The sequence below is a fragment of the Streptomyces sp. NPDC048479 genome (genome assembly GCF_040651435.1).
GTDB lineage: Bacteria > Actinomycetota > Actinomycetes > Streptomycetales > Streptomycetaceae > Streptomyces.
This window is the reverse complement of sequence record NZ_JBEZKA010000014.1, coordinates 111,128-120,442: the sequence shown is the minus strand read 5'-3', so window position 1 is coordinate 120,442 and position 9,315 is coordinate 111,128. Positions and strand designations below refer to the sequence as shown.

Genomic DNA, 9,315 nt, shown 5'->3' with positions numbered 1-9,315 from the left:
CCACAACAGAGCATGTTTGAGGTGTGTGCATGGCCACATCCGTTCCTCGAGCCGGTCCGGTTAGGGTCTGTGCGCTGCCTACAAAAGGACCGGACCACCATGCCCCAGGATCCTTTCGAGTGGATCGACGACGAGTCGCGCCGCCGTGAGCGCGCCGGCCTCGTGCGTACGCTCCGGCCGCGCGCCGCGGACTCCGAGCTGCTGGATCTCGCCAGCAATGACTATCTGGGCCTGACCCGCCGCCCGGAGGTCACCGAGGCGGCGGCCGAGGCGGCCCGCCGCTGGGGCGCGGGGGCCACCGGCTCCCGGCTTGTCACGGGCAGCACCGCACTCCACGCCGAGCTCGAGCGGGAACTGGCCGCCTTCTGCGGATTCGAGGCCGCCCTCGTCCTGTCCTCCGGGTATGCCGCCAACCTCGCCGCCGTGACCGCGCTGAGCGGTCGCGGCTCACTGATCGTCTCCGACGCGGGCAACCACGCCTCGATCGTCGACGGCTGCCGGCTTTCGCGCGCGGAGACCGCGGTCGTCACGCACGCCGATGTCGATGCCGTACGCAAGACACTCGACGCGCACTCCGGGCAGCGGGCCCTCGCGGTCACCGACTCGGTCTTCTCGGTGGACGGCGACGCCGCGCCACTGCCCGGCCTCGCCGCCGCCTGCCGCGAGCACGGCGCCGCGCTGCTCGTCGACGACGCGCACGGTCTCGGTGTACTCGGCGATGGCGGCCGCGGAGCGCTGGACGCCGCAGGCATCGCGGGTCACGACGGCGTCGTCGCCACGCTGACCCTGTCCAAATCCCTCGGCAGCCAGGGCGGAGCGGTCCTCGGCCCGGCGCGGGTCATCGACCACCTGGTCAACACCGCGCGCACCTTTATCTTCGACACGGGCCTGGCTCCCGCCGCGGCGGGAGCCGCCCTGGCGAGCCTGCGGCTGCTGGGTCGCGAGCCCGAGCTGGCCGGCCGGGCCCGCGCGGTCGCCGGGATGCTTCACCGCAGGCTGACGGAGGCCGGTCTGACCGCCGCACGTCCGGACGCGGCGGTGGTCTCCGTGCGGGCGCCGTCACCGGAGGCCGCTCTGCGCTGGGCCGCCGACTGCCGTACCGCCGGGCTTGTCGTGGGCTGCTTCCGGCCGCCGTCGGTGCCCGACGGCATCTCCCGGATCAGGCTCACGGCACGGGCGGATCTGACGGATCAGCAGGTCGAGTCGGCGATCGCCACGATCACCGGGACCGCGCCGGTCAGTTGACGCTCCCTTCGTGGAGCGCGCCGAGGAAGCGCGACCAGGCCGCCGGGGAGAAGCACAGCGCTTGACGCGCGATGTTCTTCGAGTCCCGTACGGCGAGAGTGTCGTCGGGCAGCCGGGCCGCCTCGACGCAGTTGTTCATTCCCGTGCTGCGGCTGCTGCGCCGCCACGTTGAGCCGTCCTGTGCGAGGCAGTCGGACATGGGGGGTGCCTCCCTACGAGCCGTCACTGATCCGGGCGATGAGATCCAATGAGTCCTCGGGTGCAAGGGCCCGCGCCTGCATCGCGTGGAAGGCGGCGCAGTACACCTCGAGGTCTTCCTTCCGCTCGAGGTAGAGGCTACTCGTCAAGTGGTCGAGAACGACCACATCCAGATCAGAAGTGTTCGGAAAAGAGAAAATAACGAAAGGACCCGTGGGGCCGACATAGCCGCCGACCGAGAACGGCAGTACCTGCAGCCGCACATGGGGCAGTTGTGCCGTCGCCGTCAGCCCTCGCAATTGTTCGCGCATCACCCGTCGGCCCCCGACCTCGCGCCGTAGCACCGCCTCGTCGAGCACCGCGCTCAGCTCCAACGGCTTCTCCGCGCGGAGTACCGACTGGCGGGTCAGCCTCACCTCCACCAGCGAGTTCACCGTCGTGGCGGGCAGAGCCGCCAGCGCCGCCCGGGTCACCGCGCGCGCATAGTCCGGGGTCTGCAGCAGCCCGGGCACCACCGAGGTCTCCAGCGTCCGTGCGGCGCAAGCCTGGTCCTCCAAACTGATGAAGTCCCGGTACTCGGGCGGGAGCAGCCCGCGGTACGCATGCCACCAGCCGTTGCCCATGCCGTCGGCCGCACCCGCCAAGGTCTCGAGCAGCGTGCGCAGTTGAGGGTCAGCCACTGTGTACACATCCAGCAGCAGGGTCACATCCGACGCCTTGACCCCGCTGATGCCGGTCTCGATCCGGCTCACCTTCGACTGGTGCCAGCCGGCGAGCCGTGCGGCGTCCCGGCTGGTGAGGCCCGCGGCCAGACGCAGCCTCCGCAACTCCGCGCCGAGCTTGCGGCGCCGTACCGCGGGACCGTGCTGCATCGCCCGCTCCTTCCCGTCCTTCCGGCATGCTGTCCTTCCAGCTGTACTTCCGTCGCACTGATCTTCCGGCCGGGACCAAAGTGCGAGTCTCTGCCCAAATACGGTCTCGCGTAGCAGAGTTCACTGCTTCGAGCGACAGATATATGCATATCTTGGTGGATCGCCGCCCTCGACGGCACGATCAGTGGCACTCTGGCGCGAAGCGCAATCCGTGGCCGCCCTCGCATTTCATCCGCTACGAGTCGGAGCCGGCCCGGTGGGAAAGGGACAGCGTCGCCATGGCAGACCATCAGGAAGCCTCCGTCACCCTGCCGAGCGATCCAGCCTCGGTCTCCGCCGCCCGGAGATACGCCACAGACGTCATCGCCGAATGGGGTCTGCCCATCGAGACCGAGGCCGTCGACACGGTGCGGCTAATCGTGTCCGAACTCGCCACCAACGCCGTCCAGCACACCTTCGGCCAGTCGCCGACCTTCACCGTGGACCTCCGTCTCGATCGGGACGAGCAGCTTCGTATCGGCGTCACCGACAGCCACCCGCGCTGGCCGCAGCGGCTGCCCGCAGCCGTACGCCAGGACAACGGCCGCGGCATGGTGATCATCCGCAGCCTGACCGCCGAGTGCGGTGGAGAACTCTCCGTCGCACCGACCCCCGAGGGCGGCAAGACCGTGTGGATCGCCCTGCCGTGGATTGTCCCGGTCCAGAACTGACCACCAGTGTCCGGCTGTCAGCTCCCTGCGCGGCCGAACGCGCCGCGCAGCAGAGCCCGCAGCGAATCTGCTGCGGGCGACGATTCCTCGCCCCGGTGCGCGACCGAGATCGTCCGTCGGAAGTCCGCCGGCTCCAACTGCCGTACACCGAGCGGCGTCGCGGCCATCGCGGCGACCATCTCCGGCACCACCGCCACGCCGAGTCCCGCACTGACCAGTGCGCACACCAGCGCATAGCCGGGTGACTCGACCACCACAGCGGGAGTCGCCCCGGCCCGCGCCAACGCTCCTTCCACGCCCTTGCGCGGCGGATGCGAGGGTGCGCTGCTGATCAGCGGCTGCCCTGCGAGATCGGCCACCGGCAGCCTGCTCGAGCCGCCCGCCAGCGCATGACCGGGCGCCGTCACCAGCACCAACTCCTCCACGAGCAGTGGTTCCAGAATCACCCCCGACGGCGGTGGAGCCGGCTCGGCCGGTTCGTACGCATGCGTCAGCGCAAGATCGACCTCGCCGGCCGCCACCGCCAGGACCCCGCCCGGCGGCTCGTACTCCGCGACGGTCAGTTCCACATCCGGATGGGCCCGGCGGAAGGAGCTCAGAACCGGCGGCAGCAGATGGATGCCGACCGTGGTGAAGGTGCCGACGCGCAGGCGTCCGCCGGAGAGACCGGCCAGCCGCGCCAGCTCGTGCCGTGCCCGGTCCATCTCGTCCAGCACTCGGCGGGCCCGTGCTGCCAGCAGCTCGCCCGCGGCCGTCAATCGTGCCCCGCGATGGTGCCGTACCAGCAGGGGCGCCCCCGCCTCCCGCTCCAGCTTGGCCAGCTGCTGGGAGAGCGCGGGTGCGGTGTAGCCCAGTCGGGCGGCGGCGCGGGTGATCGAACCGGCCTCCGCGACCGCCACCAGCGCCGCCAGCCGCGTCGGGTCGTACATGTCACCTCTTAAGCATTGCTTTAGGCAGACCATGAAGATTGCAAGTACACGTTAAGGCCTGTGCGGGTCCAGGATGGCGGGCATGGACGCACAACTGGTTGCTTTCACCGGGGTCGCCGCGGGCATGGTCGCCATGCCGGGCGCGGATTTCACCGTCGTCGTACGCAACGCCCTCGCCTCCCGGCGTGCGGGTGTGGCCTGCGCCGTCGGTGTCGCGGGGGGACTGCTGGTGCACACCGCGCTGGCGGTCGCGGGACTCGCGGCTGTGCTGGTCGCCGTGCCGGTGCTGTACCGGACGCTGCAGATCGCGGGCGGGGCCTATGTGCTCTATCTGGGTGTACGGGCGGTCCGCGGCGCACTGCGTCCGCAGCTCGCCGTGCAGGACCCGGAGGGGCAGCCGGCCGGCGGCACGGGGCGCAGTCTGCGGCAGGGCTTCCTCACCAACGTCCTCAATCCAAAGGCGCCGGTGCTCTTTCTCAGCCTGCTCCCGCAGTTCGTGCCGGACGGCGTTCCGGTGCTGACGCGCACTTTCCTGCTCGCCGCCATCGTCGTCGTACTGGCTCTGCTCTGGTTCCCGCTGGTGGCACTGCTGGTGGACCGCCTCGGTCAATGGCTGCGCCGCCCGCGCACGACCCGGGCCGTGGAAGGCGTCACCGGTGGGGCCCTCACTGCGCTGGGCGTGACGCTGCTGGCCGAGCCGCTGGCGCACTGAGCCGTTGGCCGGCCCGGTACGCCGGTCGCCGACAACCGTCGACGACCGGCGGACCGTGAGCGATCAGCCGAGAGCGGCGAGACGTGAGCGGTGAGCCGCCGGTCGTCAGCGCACGCGGCCGTACCAGACGTTCTTCGTCCAGATCTTCTCCAGCCGCACCACGGTGCCGGTCTTGGGCGAGTGCCAGATCTTGCCGCCGCCGGCGTAGATCCCCACGTGGTAGACGTAGCTTCCGGAGTGGAAGAAGACCAGGTCCCCGCGCTGCCGGGAGGCGGCCGAGACATGCTTGGTCCTGTTGTACTGCTGCTGGGCGGTGCGTGGCAGCTTCTTGCCGACGTTCTTGTACGAGTAGAACGTCAGGCCCGAGCAGTCGAACCGGTGCGGGCCCGAGGCGCCGTACCTGTACGGCGATCCCCTCTTCGATGCGGCCACTTTGAGTGCCTTGCTCGCATAGGCCGTGGCCGCGTTGGCTTCGGTAGTGGCGCCCGGCGCCACCAGTGTGCCGCCGACGGCGGCAAGAGTCAGGGCCGATACGGCACCCGCCCGGGACATCATGGTCAGAGACGGGACATGAATCTGCGCAATCATGCGCAACCCTTCGTCAACCGCCTGTGAAGGATGACCTGTCGGGTTCGGACGGACGAAGATGCCCGGCCGCTGATGCGGCTTCACCCCTAGGGACGACCGGACTGCCCGGCCACCCCGTCCTGCTTGGGTCCTCCACTCCTGCCGATGCACTTCTGTCGACCAGACATCCGGAGCGGCGGCAGGACTCAGCGTCCGCCCGGACCGCCCCGCCGAGGTGGCGGGGGCTTGTCGTCCCAGGGATCTTGACTCATGCCATGCCGGATTTCCGTGCGAAACGACGGTATGTGAGTCTCGTCACCCCTGACCTGTTCGGGTGGACAGGGCCGTTTCGGTGATCGGTCCGCGACGCCTGACGAACGCCTTACCAGCAGCGGAACGGCTTATTCCGCTAGATCGGTAGTCGGGTTGCGCAAGTTGTGCGGTACCGCCGATTGGATCGCGACTACACCGAACGAGGGAGGCTACGCGGTACCCCGATGGCGGTAGACGGGAGTGGAGGATCCGTCAACTCATGGAAGCGGGCGGCATCGTCACCCGGCCCGCCCTGCGCTCGCCGTCGAGCACCCTGAGCGCTTCGGCGAGCGTTGCCGCGTGTACTTCGCTCTCGCCGCGCATATGCATCAGCGTCAGCGCGTCCTTGAGCGCGGCGGCCCGGCCGAGCAGGGCCTGTGCCGCGCGCAGTGCGCCGTAGGTGTGCGTGGCGCGGGCCGGGTTGATCCGCCCCAGCAGATCGACGACCTCGAGATAGCTGTCGATGAAGTCGGCCTCGGCGCGGGTCAGTGCGGGCAGCGACGGCAGTTCGGGTGGCAGCATCGGGCGCTCACCGCGCACCGGGGTTGATGAGCGAGGTCTTGCGGTTCTTGATGACGTGGTCCACCAGTCCGTACGCCTTGGCGTCCCCGGCGTCGAAGATCTTGTCGCGCTCCAGGTCGGCGGCGATCCGCTCCGGGGTCTGGCCGGTGTGACGTACGAGCATCTCGGCGAGTTGGGCACGCAACCGCAGCAACTCCTGTGCCTGGATCTCCAGATCGGACGGGCTGCCCCACAACTGCTCCTCGGCGGCGGGCTGCCGGACGACGATCCGGGCGCCGGGCAGCGCCATCCGCTTGCCCGGGGTGCCGGCGGCGAGCAGCAGTGCGGCGGTTGAGGCGGCCTGGCCCAGGCAGGTCGTCTCCACGTCACAGGTGACCACCTGCATCGTGTCGTAGATCGCGGACATGGCGCTGAGCGAACCGCCGGGGGAGTTGATGTACAGGCTGATGTCCCGGTCCGGGGCGGCGTATTCGAGATGCAGGAACTGCGCGATCACGTCGTTGGCGGAGGTGTCGTCGACGGCGGTCCCGAGGAAGATGATCCGCTCCTCGAGCAGCTTCGAGTACGGGTCGCGGGTGCGGGATCCCTCACTGGTGCGCTCGGTGAACTCGGGCAGGACGTAGCGGGCGGCAGGGCGGCTCATGGCGTACCTCTCCTCGGATGCGGCCTCTGTAAAAAATGTACAGGACGTACAGGCCGTTATGATGGGGAGCATGGCCTACGAGATTCCGGTGACGCAAGCCCGCGCAGAGCTCGCCGAACTGATCAACCGCGTTGTCTACGGCGGGGAGCGTGTCGTCGTGACCCGGCACGGAAAGCCGCTCGTGGCGCTGGTGTCAGCCGCTGACCTGGAACGACTCGAGAGGGACCAGGAGGCCGCCGAGGAGCAGGTGATCAGCTCGGTCTCCTCGCTCGGCTCGGTCGCGTCCGCTTCCGGCGAACGGGGGCGCTTCGGTCTGGGCGCCGAGCACCGCCGTCCCGACCGGCGCGGCTGACCGCACGTCACCACGCGAAGAGGCCGCGCGCCCCCGTCCGCTACAGCGGGGGCACGCGGCCGGTCGATGGGCCTCGATGGGCCTAGAAGGGCTCAGCCGACGGGTACCGGTACGGCCTCGCGTTCTGCGGCGGCGACCGGTCGTCCGCCACGGCGCCCGCTCGCCAGAACCGCGGCCAGTCCGAGTGCGGCCCAGAGCGAGAGAGTGAGGACCGCGGCCCCGGCGGCGTTGCCGTCGAAGTACGCCACCGACCGGAGCAGCGTCCCGCCCGCGCCCGGCGGAAGCCACTGGCCGATCAGTCCGACAGGCTCCGGCAGCAGCTCGGGTGCGCTCGCGGCACCCGAGAACGGGTTGCCGATGAGCACCATCAGAAGTCCTCCGAGGGCGAGCCCCGGCGTACCGATCAGGGCGGCGAGTCCGGCCACGGCCGCGCCGATGGCCAGGACGGTCAGGCCCAGTACCCCCGCCTCGGTCCACCAGGAGCCGGTGAGCACGCCGAGCCAGCTGTCGGCGAGGGCGGCGGCGGTGATGCCGACCAGGACCGCGGTGCCGATCAGTGCGGTCGCCGCGCGGGCCCCGCGCAGCCCCAGCAGGGTCACGACGGCGCCGGCGGCGACACCGGCCAGGGCCAGCGGAAGGATGCTCGCCGCCAGTGCGCTGCCGCGCGGATCGCCGGAGGATGCGGGCACGACGTCCGTGACCTGCACCTGCGTACCGGCCGGAGCCTGTGTGGTGACGGCCTCCTTGAGGAGCTGGGCGACGACCGGACTGGCCGCCGAAGCGGTCAGCAGTCGCGGTCCTTCGGCGGTGACGACCACCGCTCCGTATACGACCCGGCCCTCGATCGCGGAGCGGGCGGCGGCCTCGTCGTCGTAGCGGTGTACGTCGAAGGTCCCCTCGCGCTGCTCGAATCGCTGCTCCAGCTGTGCGGTCGCGGCCACCGGTCCGGCGATGCCGATGGGTACGTCGCGGGGCGCGGTGCGAGCGGCCGGCCAGGCGAAGGCCCAGAGGGCCAGCGCCACCAGGGCGGGGATCAGGACCATCGCCGCGACCATGCGGCGGGTGGACGTAGCGGGCATGATGGCCCTCAATTCAAAGAGAAGGATCGTTCGTTTTGGCTCTGGCCTCACTGTCCCGCCGAGGTGGATCCTTGTCAAGAATGAATGTTCGTTTTAGGTTTGGGTCATGGCCCGCGTATCCCAGGAACACCTCGACGCCCGCCGCCGCCAGATCCTCGACGGCGCCGCCCGCTGCTTCGCCCGCAACGGCTTCCACGCCACATCGATGCAGGACATCCTGCGTGAGGCAGGTCTGTCGGCCGGCGCGGTCTACCGCTACTTCCGCAGCAAGGAGGAGCTGATCGCGGCCATCGCCGACGAGGCGTTCAGTGCGATCCGCGGAGCCTTCGACGACGCCGCGAGGACCACCCCGCCGCCCACCCCCGACGTGCTCCTCGGCCGTGTGCTGCGCGGCATGCTGGAGGAGCAGGTGCCCGGCGGCGACCGGCAGGCCTTTGCGCGGCTGATCGTGCAGGTGTGGACCGAGACCCTGCGCAACGAGCAGCTCGCCGCCACGCTGGACGAGGGATACAGCGCCATGCGCCAGGCCTGGGCGAAGGTCGTGGACGCCTACCGCGACAACGGTCTGATGGCCGCCGATGTACCCGCCGACCATGTCGCCCGCACCCTCATCGCCACCGCCCAGGGCTTCATCGCCCAGCAGGCGCTTTTCGGTGATGTGCGGGTCGAAGTCCTGGAGGACGGACTCCGGGCGCTGATGTCCATGCGGGATCCCAAGATCAGTTAACGCGCCGGAAAAACTTTCGCCCTAACGTTCAACCCCAGGTCGGGAGACTCCCGCGCATAGGTCAACAGAGTGTTGACGTGAGCTATGTTCCCGCTACCCAGGCGGGACCGGGCCGGACGACAGTGAGGCGGACACGTGCAACTCTCCCCGCACGAGCAGGAACGACTGCTCATTCATGTGGCCGCCGACGTCGCGGAGAAGCGCCGCGAGCGCGGGGTGCTGCTGAATCATCCCGAGTCCGTCGCGCTGATCACCTCGCACATACTCGAAGGCGCGAGGGACGGCCGTACCGTCGCCGAACTCATGGCCTCGGGACGCAAGGTCCTCACCCGCGCAGACGTCATGGAGGGCATCCCCGAGATGATCCACGACGTCCAGGTCGAGGCGACCTTCCCGGATGGCACCAAGCTCGTCACCGTCCACGACCCGATCGTCTGAGGGGACGCA

13 protein-coding genes and 1 riboswitch are annotated in these 9,315 nt (G+C 69.7%); of the genes, 6 read left to right on the top strand and 7 right to left on the bottom strand.

The genetic code is table 11. The features are described from left to right. Positions 1-99 precede the first annotated feature (99 nt). On the top strand, positions 100-1,245 hold the full coding sequence (locus AB0D12_RS22380) for an 8-amino-7-oxononanoate synthase (protein ID WP_362685513.1): 1,146 nt from the start codon (positions 100-102) through the stop codon (positions 1,243-1,245). On the opposite strand, the gene AB0D12_RS22375 is transcribed toward AB0D12_RS22380, so the two are convergent. Together AB0D12_RS22375 and AB0D12_RS22370 are read right to left on the bottom strand one after the other, a co-directional pair. Then, on the bottom strand, positions 1,238-1,444 hold the full coding sequence (locus AB0D12_RS22375) for a DUF397 domain-containing protein (protein WP_362685510.1): 207 nt from the start codon (positions 1,442-1,444) through the stop codon (positions 1,238-1,240). The genes AB0D12_RS22380 and AB0D12_RS22375 overlap by 8 nt on opposite strands. A 13-nt stretch (positions 1,445-1,457) precedes the next feature. Next, positions 1,458-2,315: a helix-turn-helix transcriptional regulator gene (locus AB0D12_RS22370; RefSeq protein ID WP_362685507.1), complete on the bottom strand. Its 858-nt coding sequence runs from the start codon at positions 2,313-2,315 to the stop codon at positions 1,458-1,460. 278 nt (positions 2,316-2,593) lie between these two features. Between AB0D12_RS22370 and AB0D12_RS22365 the strand changes: the two genes are divergently transcribed. After that, a complete protein-coding gene (locus AB0D12_RS22365) occupies positions 2,594-3,025 on the top strand; it encodes an ATP-binding protein (RefSeq protein ID WP_362685504.1) in 432 nt (143 codons plus the stop codon). Positions 3,026-3,042: 17 nt separating this feature from the next. Here the strand turns inward: AB0D12_RS22365 and AB0D12_RS22360 are convergent, their stop codons facing one another. Next, complete coding sequence (locus tag AB0D12_RS22360) at positions 3,043-3,954, bottom strand: LysR family transcriptional regulator (protein WP_362685501.1); 912 nt, start codon at positions 3,952-3,954, stop codon at positions 3,043-3,045. Between the two features lie 82 nt (positions 3,955-4,036). On the opposite strand from AB0D12_RS22360, the gene AB0D12_RS22355 reads away from it, so the two are divergent. Continuing rightward, entirely contained in the window at positions 4,037-4,666 is a 630-nt protein-coding gene (locus AB0D12_RS22355) for a LysE family translocator (protein ID WP_362685498.1), read from the top strand. A gap of 105 nt (positions 4,667-4,771) precedes the next feature. Here AB0D12_RS22355 and AB0D12_RS22350 read toward each other — a convergent pair whose 3' ends face one another. The 3 genes from AB0D12_RS22350 to AB0D12_RS22340 form a co-directional block, all read right to left on the bottom strand. Next, a complete protein-coding gene (locus AB0D12_RS22350; protein WP_362685495.1) occupies positions 4,772-5,254 on the bottom strand; it encodes a C40 family peptidase in 483 nt (160 codons plus the stop codon). A gap of 3 nt (positions 5,255-5,257) precedes the next feature. Beyond that, positions 5,258-5,442, bottom strand: a riboswitch (cyclic di-AMP (ydaO/yuaA leader). 316 nt (positions 5,443-5,758) lie between these two features. Beyond that, positions 5,759-6,067, bottom strand: a complete 309-nt coding sequence (locus AB0D12_RS22345; RefSeq protein ID WP_362685492.1) for a hypothetical protein — start codon at positions 6,065-6,067, stop codon at positions 5,759-5,761. A 7-nt stretch (positions 6,068-6,074) separates the two neighbouring features. Further along, positions 6,075-6,710, bottom strand: coding sequence for an ATP-dependent Clp protease proteolytic subunit (locus tag AB0D12_RS22340; RefSeq protein ID WP_362685489.1), 636 nt, complete (start codon positions 6,708-6,710; stop codon positions 6,075-6,077). 70 nt (positions 6,711-6,780) lie between these two features. On the opposite strand from AB0D12_RS22340, the gene AB0D12_RS22335 reads away from it, so the two are divergent. Continuing rightward, on the top strand, positions 6,781-7,062 hold the full coding sequence (locus AB0D12_RS22335) for a type II toxin-antitoxin system Phd/YefM family antitoxin (protein WP_362685486.1): 282 nt from the start codon (positions 6,781-6,783) through the stop codon (positions 7,060-7,062). A 92-nt stretch (positions 7,063-7,154) separates the two neighbouring features. Here the strand turns inward: AB0D12_RS22335 and AB0D12_RS22330 are convergent, their stop codons facing one another. Next, on the bottom strand, positions 7,155-8,141 hold the full coding sequence (locus tag AB0D12_RS22330; protein ID WP_362685483.1) for an ABC transporter permease: 987 nt from the start codon (positions 8,139-8,141) through the stop codon (positions 7,155-7,157). Positions 8,142-8,247: 106 nt separating this feature from the next. Between AB0D12_RS22330 and AB0D12_RS22325 the strand changes: the two genes are divergently transcribed. Both AB0D12_RS22325 and AB0D12_RS22320 read left to right on the top strand, forming a co-directional pair. Next, the gene (locus AB0D12_RS22325; RefSeq protein WP_362685480.1) at positions 8,248-8,868 is read left to right on the top strand and encodes a TetR/AcrR family transcriptional regulator; all 621 of its coding nucleotides are present in this window, start codon (positions 8,248-8,250) and stop codon (positions 8,866-8,868) included. 135 nt (positions 8,869-9,003) lie between these two features. After that, the gene (locus AB0D12_RS22320) at positions 9,004-9,306 is read left to right on the top strand and encodes an urease subunit gamma (protein ID WP_327322042.1); all 303 of its coding nucleotides are present in this window, start codon (positions 9,004-9,006) and stop codon (positions 9,304-9,306) included. Positions 9,307-9,315 lie beyond the last annotated feature (9 nt).